This window comes from Vibrio thalassae (assembly GCF_900089835.1).
Taxonomy (GTDB): Bacteria; Pseudomonadota; Gammaproteobacteria; order Enterobacterales; family Vibrionaceae; genus Vibrio; species Vibrio thalassae.
On the sequence record NZ_OANU01000011.1, the window covers coordinates 32,950 to 54,299 of the forward strand.

At 44.3% G+C, this 21,350-nt stretch carries 21 protein-coding genes; 10 read left to right on the top strand and 11 right to left on the bottom strand.

Annotated elements, in window-relative coordinates; translation table 11 throughout:
• Positions 1-10: 10 nt before the first annotated feature.
• The gene (gene glpD / locus VTH8203_RS06315; RefSeq protein WP_096992894.1) at positions 11-1,540 is read right to left on the bottom strand and encodes a glycerol-3-phosphate dehydrogenase; all 1,530 of its coding nucleotides are present in this window, start codon (positions 1,538-1,540) and stop codon (positions 11-13) included.
• A gap of 279 nt (positions 1,541-1,819) precedes the next feature.
• On the opposite strand from glpD, the gene glpK reads away from it, so the two are divergent.
• From glpK to VTH8203_RS06335, 4 genes are all read left to right on the top strand, one after another.
• Positions 1,820-3,313, top strand: a complete 1,494-nt coding sequence (gene glpK, locus VTH8203_RS06320; RefSeq protein ID WP_096992895.1) for a glycerol kinase GlpK — start codon at positions 1,820-1,822, stop codon at positions 3,311-3,313.
• 212 nt (positions 3,314-3,525) lie between these two features.
• Positions 3,526-3,753, top strand: coding sequence for a cupin domain-containing protein (locus tag VTH8203_RS06325; protein ID WP_158296063.1), 228 nt, complete (start codon positions 3,526-3,528; stop codon positions 3,751-3,753).
• 121 nt (positions 3,754-3,874) lie between these two features.
• Positions 3,875-4,339: a hypothetical protein gene (locus VTH8203_RS06330; protein ID WP_096992897.1), complete on the top strand. Its 465-nt coding sequence runs from the start codon at positions 3,875-3,877 to the stop codon at positions 4,337-4,339.
• A 164-nt stretch (positions 4,340-4,503) separates the two neighbouring features.
• The gene (locus tag VTH8203_RS06335; RefSeq protein ID WP_096992898.1) at positions 4,504-5,829 is read left to right on the top strand and encodes an alpha/beta fold hydrolase; all 1,326 of its coding nucleotides are present in this window, start codon (positions 4,504-4,506) and stop codon (positions 5,827-5,829) included.
• A 15-nt stretch (positions 5,830-5,844) separates the two neighbouring features.
• On the opposite strand, the gene VTH8203_RS06340 is transcribed toward VTH8203_RS06335, so the two are convergent.
• Positions 5,845-6,729, bottom strand: a complete 885-nt coding sequence (locus VTH8203_RS06340) for a LysR substrate-binding domain-containing protein (protein ID WP_096992899.1) — start codon at positions 6,727-6,729, stop codon at positions 5,845-5,847.
• 104 nt (positions 6,730-6,833) lie between these two features.
• Between VTH8203_RS06340 and VTH8203_RS06345 the strand changes: the two genes are divergently transcribed.
• Together VTH8203_RS06345 and VTH8203_RS06350 are read left to right on the top strand one after the other, a co-directional pair.
• Positions 6,834-8,084: a D-amino acid dehydrogenase gene (locus VTH8203_RS06345; protein WP_096992900.1), complete on the top strand. Its 1,251-nt coding sequence runs from the start codon at positions 6,834-6,836 to the stop codon at positions 8,082-8,084.
• Positions 8,085-8,268: 184 nt separating this feature from the next.
• Positions 8,269-10,107, top strand: coding sequence for a hypothetical protein (locus VTH8203_RS06350; RefSeq protein ID WP_096992901.1), 1,839 nt, complete (start codon positions 8,269-8,271; stop codon positions 10,105-10,107).
• A gap of 38 nt (positions 10,108-10,145) precedes the next feature.
• Here the strand turns inward: VTH8203_RS06350 and VTH8203_RS06355 are convergent, their stop codons facing one another.
• Positions 10,146-10,904, bottom strand: a complete 759-nt coding sequence (locus VTH8203_RS06355; RefSeq protein ID WP_096992902.1) for a DeoR/GlpR family transcriptional regulator — start codon at positions 10,902-10,904, stop codon at positions 10,146-10,148.
• Positions 10,905-10,935: 31 nt separating this feature from the next.
• Complete coding sequence (locus tag VTH8203_RS06360; protein ID WP_096992903.1) at positions 10,936-11,601, bottom strand: HAD family hydrolase; 666 nt, start codon at positions 11,599-11,601, stop codon at positions 10,936-10,938.
• Between the two features lie 215 nt (positions 11,602-11,816).
• Here VTH8203_RS06360 and VTH8203_RS06365 point away from each other — a divergent pair, with 215 nt between their 5' ends.
• Both VTH8203_RS06365 and VTH8203_RS06370 read left to right on the top strand, forming a co-directional pair.
• Positions 11,817-12,836: an AbrB family transcriptional regulator gene (locus VTH8203_RS06365; protein WP_096992904.1), complete on the top strand. Its 1,020-nt coding sequence runs from the start codon at positions 11,817-11,819 to the stop codon at positions 12,834-12,836.
• A gap of 5 nt (positions 12,837-12,841) precedes the next feature.
• Positions 12,842-13,132: a DUF134 domain-containing protein gene (locus tag VTH8203_RS06370; protein ID WP_096992905.1), complete on the top strand. Its 291-nt coding sequence runs from the start codon at positions 12,842-12,844 to the stop codon at positions 13,130-13,132.
• Here VTH8203_RS06370 and nqrM read toward each other — a convergent pair.
• From nqrM to VTH8203_RS06390, 4 genes are all read right to left on the bottom strand, one after another.
• Positions 13,129-13,281, bottom strand: coding sequence for a (Na+)-NQR maturation NqrM (gene nqrM / locus VTH8203_RS06375; protein WP_096992966.1), 153 nt, complete (start codon positions 13,279-13,281; stop codon positions 13,129-13,131). The two genes, VTH8203_RS06370 and nqrM, sit on opposite strands and share 4 nt — an antisense overlap.
• 348 nt (positions 13,282-13,629) lie before the next feature.
• Complete coding sequence (locus VTH8203_RS24435) at positions 13,630-13,782, bottom strand: NifB/NifX family molybdenum-iron cluster-binding protein (RefSeq protein WP_158296064.1); 153 nt, start codon at positions 13,780-13,782, stop codon at positions 13,630-13,632.
• Between the two features lie 187 nt (positions 13,783-13,969).
• The gene (locus tag VTH8203_RS06385; RefSeq protein WP_096992907.1) at positions 13,970-14,887 is read right to left on the bottom strand and encodes a pseudouridine-5'-phosphate glycosidase; all 918 of its coding nucleotides are present in this window, start codon (positions 14,885-14,887) and stop codon (positions 13,970-13,972) included.
• Complete coding sequence (locus VTH8203_RS06390) at positions 14,881-15,972, bottom strand: PfkB family carbohydrate kinase (RefSeq protein ID WP_096992908.1); 1,092 nt, start codon at positions 15,970-15,972, stop codon at positions 14,881-14,883. The genes VTH8203_RS06385 and VTH8203_RS06390 overlap by 7 nt, the downstream gene beginning before the upstream one ends.
• Positions 15,973-16,545: 573 nt before the next feature.
• On the opposite strand from VTH8203_RS06390, the gene VTH8203_RS06395 reads away from it, so the two are divergent.
• Positions 16,546-17,352: an HD-GYP domain-containing protein gene (locus VTH8203_RS06395; protein WP_158296065.1), complete on the top strand. Its 807-nt coding sequence runs from the start codon at positions 16,546-16,548 to the stop codon at positions 17,350-17,352.
• A 207-nt stretch (positions 17,353-17,559) separates the two neighbouring features.
• Positions 17,560-18,699, top strand: coding sequence for an acyl-CoA desaturase (locus VTH8203_RS06400; RefSeq protein WP_096992967.1), 1,140 nt, complete (start codon positions 17,560-17,562; stop codon positions 18,697-18,699).
• Between the two features lie 89 nt (positions 18,700-18,788).
• Here the strand turns inward: VTH8203_RS06400 and VTH8203_RS06405 are convergent, their stop codons facing one another.
• The 3 genes from VTH8203_RS06405 to VTH8203_RS06415 all read right to left on the bottom strand — a co-directional run bounded on the left by VTH8203_RS06405 (position 18,789) and on the right by VTH8203_RS06415 (position 21,157).
• Entirely contained in the window at positions 18,789-19,742 is a 954-nt protein-coding gene (locus VTH8203_RS06405) for a sensor domain-containing diguanylate cyclase (RefSeq protein WP_096992910.1), read from the bottom strand.
• Positions 19,739-20,701 carry a response regulator gene (locus tag VTH8203_RS06410; RefSeq protein WP_096992911.1) on the bottom strand — a complete coding sequence of 321 codons (963 nt, stop codon included), beginning with the start codon at positions 20,699-20,701 and terminating at the stop codon, positions 19,739-19,741. Before VTH8203_RS06410 ends, VTH8203_RS06405 begins: the two co-directional genes overlap by 4 nt.
• A 201-nt stretch (positions 20,702-20,902) precedes the next feature.
• The gene (locus tag VTH8203_RS06415; RefSeq protein WP_096992912.1) at positions 20,903-21,157 is read right to left on the bottom strand and encodes a DUF1289 domain-containing protein; all 255 of its coding nucleotides are present in this window, start codon (positions 21,155-21,157) and stop codon (positions 20,903-20,905) included.
• Between the last annotated feature and the right edge of the window lie 193 nt (positions 21,158-21,350).

Consider the following 21,350-nt stretch of genomic DNA (forward strand, 5'->3'; position numbering starts at 1 on the left):
TTATAAAGGACTAGCTAACACGTTTAAGATTCACAACGTTGTTTTTTGCGAGTAATGCATCAAGATAACGACCAAGCTGCTCCACTTGTTCAGCATCAAATTCAAGACCAAGTTTACTTCGTCTCCAAAGTATATCGTCTACAGACACTGCCCACTCTTGCTGCACCAAATAATCGACCTCAGCTTGATATAGGCCATGACCAAATGCGGTTCCTAGCTCCTCGATGCTTGTCTTACCCTCTAAGAATAGCGATACGCGCGTACCGTACGCTCTAACCCAACGCTTGAGCAGCGGCTTATCGAGCCAAGTATACTGAGCCGCCAGCTGTTGTTCTAGATTATCTCGACTTGAGAAATTTCCACCTGGCAGAATCGCGTCTCGAGTCCATTCTTGTCCCATATGAGGGAAAAAAGGAGCAAGTTTGTCGACAGCTGCCTGACCAAGCTTACGGTAAGTAGTTAGCTTACCACCGAAAATCGATAGCAAAGGGGCATCATCCATTTGCTCATCAAGTTCGATAGTATAATCACGCGTTACCGCCTGAGGATCATTGGACTCATCATCGCACAATGGACGAACACCAGACCAATCAGAAATGACATCCTGAGGCGAAATCTTAGTCGTAAAGTGTTGATTAACGATATCGCATAAGTACGCGATTTCGTTATCATCTATCTTAACTTTACTTGGATCGCCTTGATACTCAACGTCTGTGGTTCCAACGACAGAGTAGTTATCCATATAAGGAATGACAAAGACGATGCGTTTATCTTCGTTTTGTAGGATGAACGCGTGGTCACCTTCGTACATTTTCGGAACGACGATATGACTGCCCTTCACTAATCGAATGCCTCTTGGTGATGGCATGGCCAACTGACTACCAAAGAAACGGTCAACCCAAGGCCCGGCCGCATTCACCAAAACTTTGGTTTGAATAACGTTTACTTCGCCTGTTAACGTATTTTCAATATCGACACGCCACCCTTCACCAGATCGTTCGGCTTTAACACATTTCGAACGGGTAAAAATATCTGCCCCTTTCTCTTGAGCCAGTTTTGCATTCGTGATGACTAAACGCGCATCGTCTACAGCACAATCTGAGTATTCAAAACCCACTTTCATTTCTGGCGACAATGGGCCCTTCTCACCCGAGAACTTAACGCTGTGACTGCCAGGAAGAGACACTCGTTTGCCGAGATTATCGTATAAGAATAAGCCGGTTCTGATCATCCAAGCCGGTCTCAGATGAGGTCGGTGAGGTAACTGGAAACGAAGCGGAGACACAAGATGGGGCGCATTTTTGAGTAACACCTCTCGCTCTGCAAGCGCTTCCGAAACTAAACGAAACTCATAGTGCTCGAGATATCGAAGCCCACCGTGGATCAATTTACTGCTCGCCGATGATGTCGCTGAAGCCAAATCGTTCATTTCATAAAGTGCTACCTTCAAACCACGTCCTGCTGCATCTGCTGCAACAGCCACACCGTTAATGCCGCCTCCTATTACGACTAAATCGTACACTTTACTCGTTACATTCATACTTTCTCCGTCTAGATCTCTTGCTCGCAAATGCGCGTTTGTGTTCGTTTTGGTACAATATAGTCGTCAAAAACGAAAAAATCGAGTATTTTTTTACACCCACGACGAAAGTTTCATTCAGCCGATATAAATCAGAGAATGAGAACTGAGCCTTTGCAATGCGCCCCAAAGTTCATTAACATTAAATTTACGTACATTTGACATCTCGTACACTACAGTGTGCGAAAACGAACATTTCGCGATGACAGCGAAAAAGTATAAAGAAATAACGAGAAAGATATGGAAAGTAAGAAGAAAGTCGTCGTCGCATTAGATCAAGGAACCACTAGCTCCCGAGCTATCATTTTTGATCATGACGCACATACGATCAGTGCTGCTCAGCGCGAATTCACTCAAATTTATCCTAAACCCGGTTGGGTCGAACATGACCCGATGGAAATCTGGGCCACACAGCGCTCTTCCCTCACTGAAGTATTGGCTCAGTCTGATATTGCTAACGAAGAAGTTGCGGCGATTGGTATCACCAACCAACGTGAGACCACCATTGTGTGGGAAAAAGACACCGGCCATCCTATCTACAATGCTATTGTTTGGCAGTGCCGCCGTACCGCCGATTTTTGTGAAAAGTTAAAAGCCGACGGCCATGAAGACTACATTCGTGACACAACGGGTTTAGTGGTTGATGCTTATTTTTCTGGTTCTAAGATTGCGTGGATTCTCGACAACGTTGAAGGTGCACGAGAGCGCGCAGAGAAAGGCGAATTACTATTCGGCACTGTGGATACTTGGTTAATCTGGAAACTGACCCACGGTAAGTCTCACGTCACAGACGTAAGTAACGCATCACGCAGTATGTTGTTCAATATCCATACCCTTGAATGGGATGAAAAACTACTCAATATCTTCAACATTCCAAAATCCATGTTACCTGACGTTAAATCGAGCAGCGAAGTCTATGGTTACGCCCATATTGGCGGCGGGACGGAAGACATTCCTATCAGTGGTATCGCAGGAGACCAACAAGCCGCCCTATTTGGTCAGCAGTGCTTTAAGAAAGGCATGGTCAAAAACACCTATGGCACTGGCTGTTTCTTACTGATGAACACAGGCGATAAGCCCATTGCTTCGAAACGCGGTTTGCTCACTACCGTTGGATATAAAGTTGGCAATGAGGTTACTTATGCGCTCGAAGGTAGTGTGTTCATGGGGGGGGCAACAATTCAGTGGCTGCGCGATGAGCTAGGACTCATTCAAGATGCTCAAGATACTCAATACTTTGCAGAGAAAGTCGATGACTCCAACGGCGTGTATCTTGTCCCTGCATTTGTTGGTCTAGGCGCGCCTTATTGGGATCCTCACGCACGTGGCACTTTAACGGGATTAACACGCGGCACGAACCGCAATCATATTATCCGCGCCGCTCTTGAGTCTATCGCTTATCAAAGTCGGGATGTCTTACTTGCCATGGAGGAGGACTCAGGTATTAAGCTAAGCCAAATTCGCGTTGACGGCGGCGCCGTTGCTAACGATTTCCTGATGCAGTTCCAGTCTGACATTATGGGCAGCAAAGTCGTTCGTCCGGTTGTCAGAGAATCAACCGCTTTAGGTGCGGCAATGCTAGCCGGTCTCGCGGTTGGTTTTTGGCAAAACCAAGAAGAGCTTGCTGATAAGAAAGAAATCGAGCGTATCTTTAGTGCTCAAATCGAGCGAAATGAAAGAGAAGCGTTGTACGCCGGTTGGTTAGACGCGATCAAACGAACTAAATCACACTAAGGTATAGTTCTTCATAAACTTATTAAACCCGCACTCGAAAAAAACGAGTGCGGTTTTTTTATTAGATGCGACGCGTAATGTCACCTCTCACTACTTTTCTGTCATAGATGCAGAGTGTAAACAACTCAATGACGCTCCCAACAAGGCAAAACTGGCTAATATGCTGGTCAATACCGTATTCCGTTATACCAACGACACTAAAATGGAAATCTTTGACATTGCGTTATCGCAGTAGCATTGCCTACTCCCCAACAACTCATAGAGTGGACTTGATTGAGTACATCATTGTGTTGGAAGGTGACGTCGAGATTCTGTTTGAAGGTAAGTGGCATGCTGTCGCACAGGGTGAAAGTTTACGCTTTTATAGTGATCAGCCACACGGTTATAAAGCCGTAACCGAGAGGGCGGTATTTCAAAATATTGTCTGCTATCCAAGCTAATTAGATCCCCAAACTGCCTCTTATAAATCCGCACCATATAAAACCAATAACAATAGTTGCAGTTGCAACTATTGTTATGTAAACTAAATCACGTAAACAAATCAGCCCAAAAGGTTTTATTATGCGCACGACCCTCTCTCTACTTCACCGAACCGCAGCGATCATTGCTTTTGTTTTGATTTTGTCATTCTTCACCAGCAGCGTTTTAGTCGAGCTGTTCGGAAGTGAGCAAGCTGTGACTACAGTGAAAACTGCCATTTTCTTTGCCGTATGGGTTTTGATCCCTTGTATGGCAATTGCTGGCATTACGGGTTCAAAGCTCGCGCCAAAAGCCAATAAGGGAGTACTTGGAACAAAGAAAAAGCGGATGCCATTTATTGCAGCGAATGGCATGTTGGTGCTGCTACCTTGTGCGATCTATCTTCACACTCTTGCCTCTAAAGGCCAATTTGACCACACCTTTTATTGGATTCAAGGCATAGAGTTTGTCGCAGGTTTTATCAACTTAACGCTTATGGGATTAAATATTCGCGATGGCCTGAGATTACAAAATAAGCGCTCACCACGTTTAAGTACCGAAAACTAATACCTGTGCGTCCATACTTTGTATTTGTTCGATTGTCACTGGCGTTTTCATTGCAAAAACGTTAACGTCGGTGCTACTTCACTGCTGTTTCTTCGCATAGCGAATACCTCATTTTCTGACATTGCAGAAATAGCAGTTTCCCTATTCATCACGGAAGTTCGAATATGACAGTCAACACCGCCTCTTTCATCGACTCAGGTTTACGTTTTACCCCTCACAACTTTATTGTTCCATTGGATTATCAGCACCCAGATAAAGGCAACATCAATGTCTTTGCGCGAGAAGTATCACTTGTCGATGACACGGCAGACAAGCCTTGGCTAGTCTACTTTCAAGGAGGCCCCGGGTTCCCATCACCCCGTCTGAATGGCAATAATGGTTGGTTAAAACGCGCGTTACAGGATTATAAAGTACTTCTACTGGACCAAAGAGGCACCGGGAACAGCACCTTAATCAGCCATCAAACCTTGGCAAATCAAACACCACAGCAGCAAGCCGATTACCTCAGCCATTTTAGAGCGGACAATATTGTTCGCGATGCAGAATCGATTCGTAAACAATTTGGTGTTAAACAATGGGCCATTCTCGGTCAAAGCTTTGGTGGCTTTTGTTCACTAACCTACCTCTCTTTATTCCCAGAAAGCTTATCGCGTTTATTTATCACTGGCGGTGTACCCTCTATTTCGCGTCACCCAGATGACGTTTATCAAGCGACATTTAAGCGTACCAGAGAGAAAAATCAGGCATTCTTTCGTCAGTTCCCTCATGCACAAGCACTCTGTAAGAACATTGCCAATCACCTAATGAACAATGACGTTTACTTGCCTAATGGCCAGCGTTTTACTGTTGAGCAATTTCAACAGATTGGCATTAATTTTGGTATGAGTGATACCTTCCTACCGACTTATTACCACTTAGAAAACGCTCTGATTGAGGTCAACGGTGAGACTATTATGCGTTATGAGTTCCTAAATGAAATGTTGATGCAACAGGGTTTTCAAACTAACCCTATCTACGCCTTGCTGCACGAATCCATTTATTGCCAAGGCTTTAGCTCTAATTGGTCTGCACATCGAGTACGTCAAGAGCATAGTGAATTCAACTATTTGGGCGAAGAAAGCGAATTCTATTTTACTGGCGAAATGGTATTCCCTTGGATGTTTGAACAATACGAATGCCTTAAGCCATTGAAAGAAGCTGCCAACTTGCTGGCTGAGAAATCTGATTGGGGCAAACTGTATGACGCCGAAACACTCGCCAATAACTCAGTTCCAGTAAGTTGCGCGGTTTACGCCGATGATATGTTCGTAGAAATGGATATCAGCCGCGAGACCCTTGCTCTGATGCCTAATGCGAAAGCTTGGATTACCAATGAATACGAACACAATGGACTGCGTGCCGATGGTGAGCACATTCTTAGCAAACTGATCACCATGGGGAATCATACTTATCATTGCCAACACTCACCTCAACCGCGCACGATGAGGTGAGCTTTTTATCTCACTTTACTGTACTTGTTCTTGCAGCCAACGCTTAAACAGTCGCGTATAAGGATTGTCAGTATGGGTGATGACAAAATATCCGGTATTCGCCGCCATCTTATCAAATGGTGCAACTAGCCTCCCTTGCGCGACTTCTTCACCTAGCAAGGCTGTCCGAGCCAGAGCAATACCAACTCCGGCCTCGGCAGCCGACATCGCCATATCGGTACGATTGAAGAAATGCCCTTGGTTAGTGTCAAAATCCAGACTCTGTTGAGATGCCCAATACAGCCACTCATAATCTTTAGGTGCACCTTCCCACGGCATAAGATCATGCAATAGTGTCACTTGTTCCCACGCTCTAGAGCTGGTTGCCAAATCTGGGTGACGCTGCCAGTAGTCATGACTCATTACCGGAATCAGTGATTCTTCTAACAGTAATTCTGCATCGGAGCGTTTATATGGAATCGGTCCATAATCTATCGCAACATCAAAATCGCGGCTGTCACTATCAACGAGTGCGCCTTCAGCGAACGTGTGTATCTGAACATCAGGATAACGGCGATAGAAGTCCTCCAAGCGAGGTACTAACCACTTAAAGGCAAACGACGGGGTGAGTTTTAATCGTATCTGTTTACGCTCAGATACTCGTGTTAGTTGAAACACCGCCTCTTCAATGGACAATAGATGATGACCCGCCGCTTCTACCAGTTTGTTGCCACGTTCGGTAAGCCGAATTCCCCGAGCGTGGCGTTCAAATACAGTAAAACCTAAGCGTTGTTCAATCTGATGTAGCTGCTGACTCACCGCACCGACCGTCAAATTCAGCTCCTTTGCCGCACTGGTAATACTGGTGTGGCGCGCCACAATACAAATTAGATTGATACCATGAAGTAGCGCCGATTTCATACTCACCCTTTAGTTTTACTAAAATCTATTATCAATTTATATCGATTGTTAAGCAGATGTAAATCGCTCATTGTTACTGAAAATAAAAAATGTGAGAGTTGAATGTGAAAATCGTCGTATTAGGAAGTGGAGTCATTGGACTAACCAGTGCATGGTATCTGTCTCAAGCTGGCTTTGAGGTGACAGTCATCGACCGTCAATCCAGATCTGCGGAAGAGACAAGCTTCGCCAATGCGGGACAGATTTCCTACGGCTACTCCTCTCCATGGGCAGCGCCAGGGATTCCCACAAAAGCCCTCAAATGGCTTTTTGAGCAGCACGCACCGTTAAAAATAAAGCCTAGCTTAAGCCCTGAATTGATTCACTGGGCGAGCCAAATGTTGTTGAATTGCCAATTAGGTCATTACAAGACTAACAAAGCTCGCATGTTGACCATTGCGAATCGCACTAGAGACTGTTTAGCCCAGCTTAATAGACAATACCAACTGCAATACCAAGGACGTAGACAAGGCACACTGCAAATCTTTCGACATCATAACCAACTAAGGTCTGTCGAAAAAGATATGGCGCTACTAAGTGAAAGTGGCACTCAGTTTCAACTACTCGACCGTCAGCAATGCTTACAACAAGAGCCAGGGTTAGCAAACATGAGAGGTTCTCTGGTTGGCGGCCTATATTTGCCTGACGATGAAACAGGTGACTGCTATTTATTTTGCCAACAATTGCAGGCTTTGGCGGAACAAGCAGGTGTCAAATTCCTCTTTGATACCGATATCGATGCACTAGAGGTGAAAAAACAGCACATTAAAAGCGTTAGCACATCACAAGGTGCAATAGCAGGTGATCGATTCGTCGTCGCATTAGGGAGCTACTCCAAATCTTTGCTAGCACCTCTTGGCATTGAGCTACCGATTTATCCGGTGAAAGGCTATTCATTAACCCTTCCGGTGGTTGATCAGCAGCACGCCCCTACCTCTACCATTATGGATGAAACCTACAAGGTCGCCGTTACCCGATTTGATGAGCGGATCCGCGTCGCAGGCACAGCCGAACTTGCAGGTTTTGATCCGCAGCTTCCAGACAAGAGGCTCGCAACATTAAACCATGTTGTCAGTAACCTGTTTCCCAAAGGCACCGACCTGACTCAAGCTGAATATTGGACTGGATTTAGACCGATGACACCAGATGGTACACCGATTATTGGAAAAACCTCTATCCATAATCTTTATACGAATACAGGACACGGAACATTAGGGTGGACAATGGCATGTGGTTCGGCGGATATTTTAACCGAATTGATAGCGTCTGACGGTAGTATCGAACTGCCTGACTTAAGCCTAGCAAGATATGACTAACATATTGATAATTCGATATTTTGGCATAAAATCAACAACGAAATGTTGTTGTTAAGAATGAATTTATTAATTGGAATAGAAAGTTAGCGTTGATGTAGACTCCTGCAACATTTTTCACGCTCCCTCGATCGTTGCTTCACTGGATTACGCCTTTAGGCACCATAAGCTAGCGCTATTTCGGTTTATGTACAGCATTAAATTCAATACTATCTTCACGTTGGTCGTGGCGACCACATTACTTTACGGATGCGATTCAAACTCCGACTCAGACCACCTAGACAAATTACATCACTCTGTTAACGGTGTGGCCTCCTCTGGGGGTGGTCTGAAAGGTTATGTCTCGTTGAATCAGGGCCAACAAAATCGCACATTTACCCCCGCTCGCTCTAGTCTATTCACAACCAATGAAAATGGAACGTTCACCATCGGGTGCGCCAATGACCTTGAATACCCTGTTATGTTACAAATCGAGGGCATTCACGGAATAGAGGCCGTTTCTGAGTACTCGCTGTTACTGGACAATAAAACCGATAGGATCAACTTGTCGCCACTCACTCGGATTATTATTGGACGCGTGGCTGGCATTGATGCCGCTCAGGTGTATGACAACTTCTCTGAACACAGAAGCAAATTTACTGAAGCTGGCCTTCAGAAGGCGCAATCAGAGTTAACCAAAGTCATTCAGCCACTACTACAAGCTACGAATCTTGAGAACAACAGTAACTTATTCTCACTGCATTTCTCAGCTAACCTAACCGAACTTGATAGCGTCTTGGCAAACTTAGACTTTGATTATTACTTGGAGAAGGTCGTTATCACTTACGCCCCACATAAGGCATATCATGTGGAGTTGGCGTACGCTAATTCTTGGGAAGGTGCTCAGCTGATTCCTGATGATGCCGATTTGGAGTCAATAGCTCAAGAGCTGACTGTGCTCAATACCGCGCGTCAACTTCTTGAACAAATGGCGTTATTGAAAGGAGACAAAGCGCAATTCGACGCATTGCTGGCTGAGAATGCTCATTGGTTTGGCAGCGACCGTAAAGACCTGTATAACACTTATTTCGCGGTGCTACCCGCAGAGACAGACCCTAGTTTTCAGCGTTATCACGACCTGGTGCTGTTAGACAGTCGCCCACAACAGAAACAGTACTTGGTTGGCTATACGTCTACCTTTGAGGCAAGCACCGCGGCAAGCGTTTCTCGCGATCAAGCCTGGTTTGAAATGGTCAATGGCGAACTCATGTTTGTTGGTGATGACCACCCTTACCCTACATCTTTCTATGCGTTGTATAAGCTTAATACTGCGCCACAAGGTTATAACTGGGTTGAAGGAGAGGCATTTCAGTGGGTATTTGAAGCTACGGGCTTTTTATCTCCACAACATTGCGCCAAAGTACCCACAAGCGGCGAGTGGCAATGGAACTCTCCGAGCTTCTTTGAGAGTCTAACGCCGATAAGTGATGTGATCTTAGACTTGAATAACATCAGCGTGACTTCACCTACACAAAGTGCCATTGTCCTGGATAAGGTCTACAAAGACCCGACGACACTCCAATGTCACCTAGTCGATAGTGCTAACCGTACTAGTGGTCTTTTAGATGGTTACCCAATCAACCTTTCTTCTGATAAGGTGGTCACTAACCAGGTGTATGACGTCACTTACCACTATACAGATAAGACGTTAGTGAAAAGAATCTACCTAACTGAGCCGCCACGCAACAAACAGACAATGGCACCATTCCAGACAAATGTACAACATATTGATGGTACCAAAGGATTGCTTACTTATGAGTGGAGCCGAACTAGCCCTTTTGTGACCGAAGGTGATCTCTATGTCTATCACCCAGAGGACCTAGGGCAAGGGTCGCGAGTGCATATTGAAAAAGGCCAAACGTCGGTGGTGAAAGAGACCGATGCCGACGTTGCTCGTTTGTTTCACAACGCGCTAGACCCATACGGACGCGTTATCAACCAGTATTATGTCTCTGCGGATGGGACAACGCCATTAACAATGCAATAAACTGACACTTGCGGTTGTGCATGAGTGGTTCTAACAACTCAGCACACCTGCAAATCCACTTCATTGTGCTCAAGAATATCGACCAAATCTTGCGGTGGCATAGCATCAGTATAAAACGCATCGACTTGGGAGATGTGTCCTAGATTGACCATCGCACCACGATTGATTTTAGTGCTATCTGCCGCCAATATGGTTTGTCCCGAGCACGCGATAATGGCTTGGGCAATACGGACTTCCGAAAAGTCGAAGTCTAAAAGACTGCCATCTTCGTGTATCCCTGAGATACCTATGATACCGTAATCCAATCGAAACTGTTCAATGAACTCTTTCGCCGCTTCTCCTATGATGCCGCCATCTTTGTTACGTATCTGCCCACCTGCGACGATAACGGTAAAATCGTCTTTGACCCGCAGTATGTTGGCCACGTTAATATTATTGGTGACGATTTTAAGATCTTTATGATCAAGCAGTGCCGTCGCTACGGCTTCCGTTGTCGTACCAATATCGATAAACAATGATGAGGAATTAGGAATACGCTTTACTAACTCCTTGGCGATACGATTTTTTTCATCTTGATATCGGACCTTACGTGAAGAGTACGCTTCATTTTCAGTACTAGAATGAAGTGATGCTCCCCCATGATGACGAGTAACCAGTCCCTGTTTCGCCAAGTCATTCAAATCGCGGCGAATCGTTTGTGGACTGACACCAAACTCTTCCACAAACTCTTCAGTGTTGGAAAAACCTTTTTCTGAGAGCATGGCAAGTATTTGTCTATGGCGTTGGGTTTGTTTCAAAACATCACTCCAATTCGAGTTCTCTTAACATCTACACAATAGTATAACTATCTGAAAGTTCACGGTATACCTCAAATAACGAAGTTCTAGTTTTCGCATTCAAGGCTTTGACATCATCACAAGGTGATACCAGATCAGGAATTTGATAGGTTTGCATCGAGGCAGCGACTGCCGCTTTCACCCCATTATTGGAATCTTCAAACGCAAGACATTGAGCCGCATCCACACCCAATCGATGAGCAGCGAGTAAGTAGATTTCAGGATCAGGCTTTCCGTGTTTAACTTCACACCCCGTCGCTAAACAATCAAAGTATTTATCCAAGCCCGCTAATTTGAGTTTTACTTCAGCAACATGGCGATGAGTAGAGGTCGCCACAGCGAGAGGAATATGGATGGACTTTAAGAAATCGAGTAGCTCTACCACACCGTCTTTTTTAGGAATAGCCTGATGAAATACTACGGAATCATAGCTTTTTCGCCACTCATCATTGATCTCTTGATAATCAATAATCCCTTTGTATGCCTCACCTAACTTGTGGTGAATAGTCTTTGAATTGCATCCGATAATAGACAGATAACTCTGCTCTAAAAAAGGCACACCCAGCGTGTGACATGCCTGTTCAAAAATGACCTTACAGACATTTTCGGTATCAAGAAGCAATCCATCCATGTCAAAAATAGCTGCTTTAAAGTTCATTAACGACCCTACTTACCTACAAAAGATGGCGAGTATAGCAGATTCCTATATTGGAAAGGATGTGTTGCTGATGGAATCATCACTTGCCTTTACCACTATAGCTGCACAGAACACGCGTGGCCCTAAGGGATACCCTCATAATTTTCCCTAGCGATATATTGACAGAGCAATTTCAAGTACAATCATACCAATTCGGTCAATGAGTCTTGTTGTACATGGAAGTCTTAAAAACTATTATTGTCGGCTTTATCGGCTCCCTTCTTGGCGCCTTGTTACCTATCCCTCTTGGGGAACTTTTCGGGGCTGCGCTGTTTGTCGTGGTTTATCTACGTGTTAGTAAGTTGGACATAAAACTCCCGAGCGCGGTACTAACAACGATCCAAATTATCCTTGGCCTCAGCATTGGCATCACGGCGCACACTCACGACCTGGTGGAGTCTTTTTCATTTCCACTCTTTTTAGGTCTGATACTGTGCATGCTATCGCAAACCACGGTTAACTTTTTCTGGCTCTACAAACGTGAACAATGGACACCCTTTGAATCGCTGCTAGGGGCCATTCCGGGTGCGATGGCGGCCATTCTTGTCATTAGCGAAGAGCAAGAAAAGCCTTCACCAAAAATCATATTTTCACATTCGATACGCTTGTTGTTATTAGTGGTGTTGGCAGGAGTGGTAGCAACAACAGGAGAAGGCACGTCACAACTTAGCCAGACCGTTTCTTTGGTACAACTTCCCTATCTCGCATTGCTGGCCGCGTTGAGTTTATTGCTCGGAAAAGTGGTAGGTAAAATAGGTATTCCAGCGCCTTATTTATTAACCAGTTTGGTGGTCGCAGCCATTTTTAACGCCCAATTTTCCGCCCTCCACTTAATGGTTCCCGAGTTGTTCATTATGATCGCAACGGCAATTCTTGGTGTGCTGATTGGTACCCGTTTAGCACCCACTTCGCTAAAGGAAGCCCTTGAGTATTCACGAGCAGGTTTCATTGTTACCACCTTAGGCGTGTCCGTCACCATCATCTACGCTTTACTCTTTAACTACATGACAGGAACCGATTGGGAGGTACTATTACTGGCTTGGGTACCGGGAAGTGTCGAAGCCATGACCGCTGTCGCCCTATTATTGGGATTAGAGCCGGCTTTCGTTGCGATAAATCATGTGATGCGGTTAATGATGTTGTATATGATGCCGGTGGTACTAAAATCCCCACTACAACGCCTAAGTAGGATGTAACCACTGTGGCTAGACCGAAAAAACAGCGCCGCGTCTGTGCAAGAGCGCCGTTCGAATGTTTTAAACCAAATGGCATTCCCTTCACGGATCTCGACAATGTGTCGCTATTGCCCGATGAATTAGAGGTCTTAAAGCTAGCAGATCTGAACAGGATGAACCAAATTGACGCAGCGAAAGAAATGCAGGTATCTAGGCAGACTTTTGCCAATATCGTAAAGTCTGCCCGCTCAAAGGTAGCGACATGTCTAATTGACGGCAAAGCGTTGATTATCGAAAAACAGCCACACAAAGATTAGTGTTTACTCGGTTCTGGTATTTGATACAAAGTTCGCTCTGTTGATTCACATTTGTCTTTGCAGTCGCACGCGCCTTCAATACCAGCGCTAGCAAGTCCGCCGCAACTGCCTTGAATCGCCTTTCTTTTGAACATCACCCCTATAGCCATGAGTGCAATTGCGGTTAAGAATGCAAGAATAGCGAATAGCACTTCCTTAATGTTACCCCGTCACTTAATGACTTTAAAATTCATCTTATTAGCATAGACCGTAGTGGGCGCGAGTTTATTTCGTTTTAGTTCGTGCTCAGAGCAACATGTCTTATGTTTTGGTTTATTCTCTTTTCCATAGTCCAGTGACTCGACCCGCTCTAGAGCGTCAAAGTCGATATCGTCAATGTGCGTTCTCACTGGCACTGACCTAACATGCACACCTGAACTAAACAACGCACCAAGCATCTTCTTACCAATGTTTCTTACTACAACTGTATCAACCTCATACTGTTTAATAACATTTAATCAGTGTTTCTTATTTCCACAGCCACCATCAGTAGATTTTGGTAGAACTAACATCTGTTGAGTGTTTAATAAGGTATCAATCAACATGATTTGCGGCGCTTTCGCAAAGTGGGATGAGATCGAGTCATTATTGAAAGGGATAGCAACGATCATAAGAGTGTCTCCATCAAAATATTAATGGATAAATTACTCGCATTATTAGCATATGCCAATAACTAAATTTGCAATGTAGACTGTCGTTAAATGAGAAGCCAATTATCTACAGTCGTAAAAAAGCCCCACTCTAGGAAATGAGCCTAACTAGAGCGGGGCTTTAAAAAAGAGCGTAAATTAGCGAGTATTACGCTTCACAGTAAGATTTAGCAATAGCCGCTCCTAGGCGAGCATTGTTCAATACTAACTGAACATTGGAATCTAAGCTGTTTCCACCCGTAAGTTCACAGACGCGAGCCAATAAGAACGGCGTCGATTCTTTACCGGCAATACCTTGTTCATCGGCTTCCGCCAACGCTTGCTCAATCGCTGAGTTAATCGCTTCGACTGGCATCGCATATTCAACAGGGATTGGGTTAGCTATCACCGCACCACCAGCAAGTTGCATCTCCCACTTGGCTTTTAGTGCGATGGCAATTTCTTGTGCGCTGTCCAGTCGGTAGTCAATGCCATGCTCACTTTCACGGGTGTAGAAAGCTGGTAGGCTATCGGTTTGATAACCAATAACTGGTACACCTTGAGTTTCCAAGTATTCACGAGTAAGCGCTAGGTCTAGAATTGATTTCGCACCTGCGCACACGACGGCAACATTAGTATTCGCAAGTTCTTGAAGATCTGCTGAGATATCAAATGTTTGCTGGGCACCGCGGTGAACCCCACCAATACCACCCGTGGCAAATACGCGGATCCCTGCCATTTCTGCCAGAATCATTGTCGCCGCTACTGTCGTCGCTCCATCTTTTTCGCCAGCCACCATAAAAGGAATATCACGACGACTGACTTTAGTCACGCTAGTACCAGCTTTACCTAAATACTCGATCTGCTCTTTATCAAGGCCAACTTTTAAGCGACCTTTAATGATAGCGATAGTCGCGGGAATCGCTCCTGATTCACGAATCGTTTCTTCAACTAAAAGCGCGGTCTCTACGTTGCGTGGATACGGCATGCCGTGAGAAATGATCGTTGACTCCAGTGCCACCACAGGTTTATTTTCAGCCAATGCTTGTGCAACTTCAGGTTGAATATCTAGATACTTCTCTAACATGTTGATTCCTCTATTAAACGAGAGACTGCCTTTTCAGACATAATTGAATTAATGGTTGAACTGGATTGAAGGGCTAATCTGGCTGCACCAAGAGCAAATTCTACGCTGTGCTGCCAATCCCAGTTTTGTAGATAACCATGAGCGAGCCCCGCCATCAGGGCATCACCCGCTCCGGTGATATTGTTTACTCGTGTTTTCGAAGCAGGGATAATCTCACCCTGACCACCAACACTTGAGTAAGCGCCTTCTTTGCCAAGGCTGATTAGCAGCCGCTTAACACCCATTGCGTGCAGTTTGTTAGCGACCTCTGGCAGTTGGTCAGGATGCTCTATTTTGCAATCTGCCAAGAGTTCAGCTTCAGAAAGATTAGGTTTTAAGGTATGTACATACCCTAAATAAGGCTTTATTTTACCTGCTTTCACCGAGGATACAGGGTCTACAAAAATGGCTTTATCCGCATGAGCATGGAATAAATAATCGAGCGCCGCTTCACTTAGGTTTGCGTCGACCACAATCACAGAAGAGCGATTAAATACCGCTGCGCGCTTGGAAAGCTGCTCAACGTTAAGATCATCAATTAATGCCATATCGTTAAGCGCTAACTGAAGCTCTCCACTCTGGTCGTGAATCGACAAATAAGTGCTGGTCGCTTTTCCTGCAACGGTCAGGCAATGATCCACACCAACACCTGCATTACGACAGGCATCTAACAGCTGTTCACCCCACAGGTCATCACCAATTGCACCAATAAACTGTACCTTACTACCCAGCCTAGATAAGTTATCGGCAATGTTTCGTGCAACACCACCCGCACCTGATGTTAAGACACCTGGATTCGAATCTCCCATCACCAAGTCCGAACTGGAACGGCCACAAAGGTCCATATTGGCTCCGCCGATGACAGCACTGAATCGCTCCGGCGCAATGACATAGCCTTTGCCCTCGATGAAGCCTTTTTTAGTCAAGTTCATAATGTGGCCCGCAACGGCGCTCCGACTTAAATCCAACATCTCGGCAAGCGTATGCTGGGCTATCATTGGGTCTTGCTTGATTAACTCTAAAATCTGCTGCTCACGCTTAGTCATAAACAATTGTCCGCATATACAAACATTTGTTTGAATGCTAATCCGTTAAAAAAACCAAGGCAAACGTTTTCTCCGGTTAAATAACCAACTTGATAAATCGATCACAGAGGTATGTAACTAAGTGAATATTTTGTCATTTGCATATTTACAACTCCATTCGTGAGTTTGGTCACTTGAATAACGATAACAGTCATGTCTACTATTAAAATACCATGTTGAAACTCATGATAAATATATATGGATTACACAAGCTGTATTGCGAGCACCAATCGAACATTAAGTTGTCGAAGCGGCATTAATGAAGTATTCAAAAGTCTCAAAAAAAAACACCCTTTTTTGTCGAGGCTTTGTGTATCCGTAACAAGCCGGAACTATCTCGAGAATTTCCATGTTATTGATCATCAAGATACCAGTGAATTCTTCGACGTCATCTCCGTCCGCGCCGACATCGGTGATCCTTTAAAAGAAATCATTGAAAATCATGATATTAGAGTGGTGGCTGATCTCTATGAACTCAGCGCAAATTCTAGAAATTATAGCCTACGAACATTAGGTCACCGCAGCAGTTTCACAATGGGATTGAAAATTGACGAGCAGCGCGGCGCGCTATTGTTCTTTAACGCAACCAAACCAGGCTATTTTAGTGATGAAACTCTTCATGCAGACCTACTATTTATAAAGGAGGTCATCACTAACCTCCTTCGCCAAGATAGCTGCAAACACCAGATGTTTCTTCAAGCGTTGAAATTGGCGCTTCGCATTAGTCACAAGCGTGACCCCGAAACCAGTGATCATCTACAGCGAATGAGTTTGTACAGCAAGCTGCTAGCAGAATTGCTCGCAGTAAAGTTACCCATAGACCATCGTTTCATTCAGTGGATAGAACTTTACTCGCCATTTCATGACATCGGAAAATATAGGATCCCAGACAATATCTTATTTAGCCCTAATCGCTATACCCTCGAAGAAAAAGCGGTTATGGATAAGCACGTTGATTATGGGATCGATATTATTGACGATGTATTAGATAACATTAGCGTCGTGAGTAACTCTAGCGCAGAGGTGACCTTTCTGAAAAATATCATTTACTGCCATCACGAACGGTTCGATGGTCGCGGCTATCCGTGTCAATTAAGCGGTGACAATATTCCTCTGGAAGCTCGAATCGTCACTATCGCTGACGTCTTCGACGCACTGCTTAGTCGTCGTCATTATAAAAATGCTTGGACAATGGAAGATACTCAAAACTATATCCAACAACAAGCTGGTGGGATGTTTGATCCTATGATTGTGGAAGTTTTACTTAACAATATTGATAAATTCAAAGCTATCTATCAAACTTTTCCACCAGAAACTTTCGCGGAAGATTCTATAGCATGATGATAGCAGCGATTAGGTAATATGCTTTCTCTCCCACTTCCTATCGACGATAAATGGTCTGCTTGTACGACAAGAAACACCATTGCCACTCAAGCCAAGTTCATACTGATGCCCTTTTGGGTCAAACTATGTAACAACTTATTCTTTGACTTACACGTGTTCGCTGATATTCTGGCGAACACATGTAAGCTTAAATGGAGTTATTGTATGAACACGGCTCACAAGCCCTCAATAATTTGGCTAAACGTTACTTTTTTTCTTGGCACGTTTATCCTTGCGACCGTTGGCGTCACTTGGTATGGATTCATATATGGCTACACGTCAGCGCACTGGGTTTGGCTGCTGATTGCCTTTATGTTCTGTGGAATGTCGATTACGGCTGGCTATCATCGCTTGTGGTCACATAAAACATACGAGGCGCACAATTTCTTAAAATACCTTTTTGCCATAGGTGGTGCGTTTGCTTTGCAAAACAGTGCGCTACACTGGTCCTCTGATCATCGTGTGCACCATAAACATGTCGATAATAATGATAAGGATCCCTACTCAGCCAAACGAGGCTTTTGGTATTCGCATATCGGTTGGATGTTGAGGGAATATCAAGCCGCTAGATACGACGATTATCGCAATTGTCGCGACCTGCAAAAAGATAAGGTGGTCATGTGGCAACATAAACACTATGTCACGCTAGCTCTTGTCACTAACTTTGGTATTCCAATCCTTCTAGGGGCAATATATAGTGACATCATCGGGTTCGTTTTGGTTGTGGGAGCACTAAGACTAGTGCTGAGTCATCACACGACGTTTTTTATCAACTCTCTCGCTCACGTTTGGGGAACCCAACCGTACACAAGTAAAAACACAGCGCGCGATAATGGCATTTTGGCTTTTCTCACCTTTGGTGAGGGGTATCATAATTTCCATCATATCTTTGAGCACGATTATCGTAACGGGATTCGTTGGTGGCAGTTCGATCCAACTAAGTGGTTAATTCGTTCATGCTCATACCTAGGGTTAGCGAAAGGATTAAAGCGAGTATCACGTTATCGAATTGAAAAAGCACGCATATTACAAACCATGCAAACTGCGCAAGGGAAAATCTTCCAACTTCCTAATGCAGAGCAAATTCATGCTGTGTTAGAACAAGAACTGCAAAACTTGATAGCGAAGCTCAGTGAATGTGACGAGTTAAAAACTCAGCTTATCAAGTCGGCAAAATCCAATGTCAAAGAGAAATATGAGCAAGCTTTGCTGCGAGTTAAGATCGAACAACTCGATCTAACGCTAAAAGAGCAGAGACGTCGTTGGTACAGCATGATCAATAACCCAAGGATAGCGATCAATTGATTTAGACGTTAATTTATCTGACGCTGAGCGAGCATCATTGATGCTCGCTTTTTTATACTGCCCACTGAATGTTAAGTGGGTTGTGCTATCTAAAGAATAGATGTGGCGTTGCGACCTAACTCTTTCGATTGGTAGAGTGCTTTATCAGCTCGCTTTAGCCAGTCGACATGATTGTTATCGTAGGGGCGACACTCAGTGATACCTAAGCTGATAGTGTATTGAAGTGATTGTCCATCAAATTCCAGACACAGACTCTCGACACGCTTACGCAACCTTTCTGCGAAGTACGAGGCCTGATCGGCGGTCGTATCTGTGAGTAACACAGCAAACTCCTCGCCCCCATAACGGCCACAAATATCGCTCCCTCTCGCCGCTTTGAGTAATTGCGTCGCGGTGGTTTTGATTACATTATCCCCAATAGCATGACCATAGGTATCATTGACTTGTTTAAAGTGATCGATATCGAACATCACTAGAGTTGACGTACGACCCGTGGTTTGCACTGAATGGAACTCATCAATAAATTGAGACTCCCAATACGCGCGATTGAACAGTCCAGTCAAACCATCAGTTCGGCCTAGTTCGGTCAGCTTTTCATTGGAATGTTTAAGGTGCATCTTGCTCTTAGCAATGTCCGAAACATCTTGCAACATAATGGCAAAATGCGTCACTTCCCCCTGCGGCGATTTCAAAGGCGTTATGACCATGTTTTGATACATGTTTAGAAGACCTTGTGAAACCGGTGAGAAGTTCTTAAATTCAAAGATAATTGGTCGATCTTCCCAATTCGAAAAACCTCGCGTTTTTAGCGTCCCTGTGGATTCCAGTTTTGCTCGCAACCATTTTTCCGGTAAGTTTGGGTACCGTTCAAACAGACATTGCCCCATAATGCTCTCTGCATTAATACCGCTGTAATGTTGCATAAAACTATTCCAGGCACAGACGTTATATTGACGGTCGACAACAATTAAACCTGCATCTAGGGTATCCAGTAACTGCATTGTCCAGTGAAAGTCGGACAGCTCTAAAGTCATCGTCGTCATTGCAACAGCTCCATTTGCCGATGGATAATCGCCACTGATTCCGCATCAAACATGAATAATACCGAACAGAATAAATCCAACGCTTCTGCGTCGTAAGTATATTCAATAGTAAATACGTGCTCATTTGTATTGAGCATAGAATACTCTGGGCTAAAGTCTTCAATACGCAATGGCTCTCGTAAAGAGAACTCCAAACCAAGTTGTTCGGAGAGCGAGACCAAAAAAGAAGACACCAGGACATTGACCAAGTTTACAACAATTTCATCGTGGGATATTTCGCCATCATCGTAACCCAAGCGCCGTCCTACTTGCGCGACAGACTCACCTTCGATACAGACCAAGGCTTCTCCATGTAAGCCACTACCAACAAACCGCTGTGCTGCTGCGCAACTATTATCACGGCTGAGGGCATCTTGGATCATCATGGTGACTTCGCTAAAGGTCAGCTCCCCAACTCGAGGAACAGGCAATAGAATAAACTCTTTCAGCTGCGCAGATATTGTCGCTGCACCGGCTCCAAGAGCAATGTTTGACGTTTCTTGAAAACGTTCAAACATCTGCTGCCTGGTAAATGATTGTTTGGGGAGGCGGCTATCATCAATGGGGATCTGCAAGTCATTAAATAATGGTATTGCCGATTCAACTTTTAGTGGTTTCTCAACGAACGCATAAGCACCTAAATCTAAACAGCGCTGACGTGCGATTTCTTGGATGTCACCAGAGACAACGACAACTTTTAGATGATGATTTAATGATTGAAGTTCTACTAGTACTTCAAAACCATCCATCTCAGGCATGGTTAAATCAAGGAATAAGATATCAATCTCATCCCGCTTAATTATTTCCAGCGCTTGACGACCATTCTCTGCAAATACGGTTTCACCACCAAAAGAGCTAGAAATAAAACTCGCTAAGCTTCTTCTCGCTACCTTTGAGTCGTCACAAATAAGTATCTGCATGAATCCATTAATATTATTGATAATTGACTAACCTATAATAAACAGAATTCCATCTTGGATACCAGTATCAATTTGAACTAACATCACATTTTATTTAGATACGCCATACGCTTAACGTGACAATAACGCGCTAAATTATTGCTAGCGCGGTTATTATTAGCGATAAAGGGCTGATGAAAGAATTCGCTAAAACAAACGGTTTTAGAACAGATCTTGTTGAGGGCTATCGTCTTCTTCTAATACTGCATTCACTATCGGCACTTTGCCTTGCATGAGTTTGCGACGATAGCGTTGACGACATAATTTAATGATATGGAGCTGTTGTGCTGTCGTAAAGTTCAACCAATTAAATCGCTCATCACGCTTACGCATGCACCCTTGACAGTACCCCTTCTCATCAACTGTGCAGACACGTACGCATGGACTTGGTACGGTGAAAAACTCTAGTTGCTCCATCGACATCCTTTTTTCAGATCGTTGCACTGCATTTATCAAGCGAAAACAAGCTTGTATAGTAAGAATAGTCTGACTTATGTCACTTTTGCGAATCCAAACTCACTGTTACGTAAGGGATTACACGTATCCAATCAAAAAACCACTATACTAAAGATAACCTGTCCCTGACAAAAAACAGTGTTTTATTAGTTAA

What these genes read in the sequence shown, in the direction of transcription:
- VTH8203_RS06340 (WP_096992899.1), bottom strand. Translation starts at nt 6,729, where the DNA reads ATGAAATCGGCGCTACTTCATGGTATCAATCTAATTTGTATTGTGGCG.
- VTH8203_RS06350 (WP_096992901.1), top strand. Translation starts at nt 8,269, where the DNA reads ATGTACAGCATTAAATTCAATACTATCTTCACGTTGGTCGTGGCGACC.
- VTH8203_RS24435 (WP_158296064.1), bottom strand. Translation starts at nt 13,782, where the DNA reads ATGATCGTTGCTATCCCTTTCAATAATGACTCGATCTCATCCCACTTT.
- glpD (WP_096992894.1), bottom strand. Translation starts at nt 1,540, where the DNA reads ATGAATGTAACGAGTAAAGTGTACGATTTAGTCGTAATAGGAGGCGGC.
- VTH8203_RS06330 (WP_096992897.1), top strand. Translation starts at nt 3,875, where the DNA reads ATGCGCACGACCCTCTCTCTACTTCACCGAACCGCAGCGATCATTGCT.
- VTH8203_RS06390 (WP_096992908.1), bottom strand. Translation starts at nt 15,972, where the DNA reads ATGACTAAGCGTGAGCAGCAGATTTTAGAGTTAATCAAGCAAGACCCA.
- VTH8203_RS06335 (WP_096992898.1), top strand. Translation starts at nt 4,504, where the DNA reads ATGACAGTCAACACCGCCTCTTTCATCGACTCAGGTTTACGTTTTACC.
- VTH8203_RS06365 (WP_096992904.1), top strand. Translation starts at nt 11,817, where the DNA reads ATGGAAGTCTTAAAAACTATTATTGTCGGCTTTATCGGCTCCCTTCTT.
- VTH8203_RS06400 (WP_096992967.1), top strand. Translation starts at nt 17,560, where the DNA reads ATGAACACGGCTCACAAGCCCTCAATAATTTGGCTAAACGTTACTTTT.
- VTH8203_RS06395 (WP_158296065.1), top strand. Translation starts at nt 16,546, where the DNA reads ATGGGATTGAAAATTGACGAGCAGCGCGGCGCGCTATTGTTCTTTAAC.
- VTH8203_RS06385 (WP_096992907.1), bottom strand. Translation starts at nt 14,887, where the DNA reads ATGTTAGAGAAGTATCTAGATATTCAACCTGAAGTTGCACAAGCATTG.
- VTH8203_RS06360 (WP_096992903.1), bottom strand. Translation starts at nt 11,601, where the DNA reads ATGAACTTTAAAGCAGCTATTTTTGACATGGATGGATTGCTTCTTGAT.
- VTH8203_RS06415 (WP_096992912.1), bottom strand. Translation starts at nt 21,157, where the DNA reads ATGGAGCAACTAGAGTTTTTCACCGTACCAAGTCCATGCGTACGTGTC.
- glpK (WP_096992895.1), top strand. Translation starts at nt 1,820, where the DNA reads ATGGAAAGTAAGAAGAAAGTCGTCGTCGCATTAGATCAAGGAACCACT.
- VTH8203_RS06405 (WP_096992910.1), bottom strand. Translation starts at nt 19,742, where the DNA reads ATGACGACGATGACTTTAGAGCTGTCCGACTTTCACTGGACAATGCAG.
- VTH8203_RS06410 (WP_096992911.1), bottom strand. Translation starts at nt 20,701, where the DNA reads ATGCAGATACTTATTTGTGACGACTCAAAGGTAGCGAGAAGAAGCTTA.
- nqrM (WP_096992966.1), bottom strand. Translation starts at nt 13,281, where the DNA reads ATGGCTATAGGGGTGATGTTCAAAAGAAAGGCGATTCAAGGCAGTTGC.